Origin of the sequence: Cricetibacter osteomyelitidis, from assembly GCF_004340985.1 — a bacterium.
Taxonomy (GTDB): Bacteria; Pseudomonadota; Gammaproteobacteria; order Enterobacterales; family Pasteurellaceae; genus Cricetibacter; species Cricetibacter osteomyelitidis.
Window position 1 is genome coordinate 1 of the sequence record NZ_SLYB01000058.1, and the last position, 1183, is coordinate 1183.

At 43.3% G+C, this 1183-nt stretch carries 1 protein-coding gene; it reads right to left on the reverse strand.

Features of this window, described 5'->3' with window-relative positions; all coding sequences use genetic code 11:
• Positions 1 to 1016: phospholipase (locus EDC44_RS12875; protein ID WP_131979806.1), on the reverse strand; the 1016-nt coding region annotated here is incomplete at its 3' end.
• Positions 1017 to 1183: the final 167 nt, after the last annotated feature.

The following is a 1183-nucleotide window of genomic DNA, read 5'->3' on the forward strand; positions in this document are numbered from 1 at the left end:
TCGGTTTCAATATTATCTGTCCCCCATTGGGTATTATTTTGCCTGTCCCAAGATTGACAAAAATTATAATTGATATCCCACAGCACCTGTCCGGTCACGATGGAAGACACATCTTGCATCGGTGTGACACAATTTTTGCCCAAATGCGGTGCACGGGTGTTAAGCGAATGCTCGCTGTCGTCCCAGTAGTTATCCAACATATTATGCTCCATTACAAAACCGACCGCCTGTTTGGGCTCTTCATAATCAATCAACACCGTTTTTTGATGATGGGAAGGCGCTCTAAACCCTATTCCCCGCGCATTATCCGGTAATTCATTATGCACATAGCGGTTATGCTGCTTTGCCACTTTACGGGTTTTATAGGTTAAATTTGTCCGTAACGGCGAGTTGTTAAATGCCGTTAGAAGTTCTTTATTCACTCCTTCTCCCATATAATACGCCCCGGCTTTACGTAATAGCTCTTCATTATACCCTGTCGCCCCCTTGAACCCCTCTACCATTTGGGTAGCGTATTTTTCTTTTTTCTTTTGATGTTCGGTCAATTCTCCACTGATAGCATAAAACCAAAAGGTGTCATAATCTACCTGCTCCCTGGTAACCCCTTCATCGGATCGTGCCGTTAATACCCCGGGTTTTCCACCCAAATTGGCTTCCGACGCCGTTTGAATATCACCCGCCATGCTCCAAAGAAGCAGCCTGACTTTCACTCCTTCCATGGCTTTTTTTATCAACAAATCACCAATGCAAAGCGATTTGCCGTCCCGTTTAAAATACATCGACGGCTGAAATCCCCAAATGGCAATGTCCACCGAAGACTTTGCCGCCGCAATTTTATCATAAAGCAGCCCGAAAGCCTCTTTACCGTTCACTAAGGGCTTAAACGTTGCCGGAACGGGCTTGCTGTATTCATCGTCTTCAAATTTTTCCGCGTCACTTAAAAACCAGTTGAACGTAATAGTCGCACATAGTTTAGTTTTCGTTGTCGGAACAACCGTAGTATTGTTTTCGCTCATGTTTATCCTCTAACTAATCCTTTGATTAACTCGACATAATTTTTAGCAATATCCAGTGATGACTGCATATTAGATGACGTTTGGTAAAATCCGTCACTAATGATTTCATCATTCTCCGTATTTTTCTCAAAATCGGCAACAAACGGTATCGTATAAGACGCACCGTT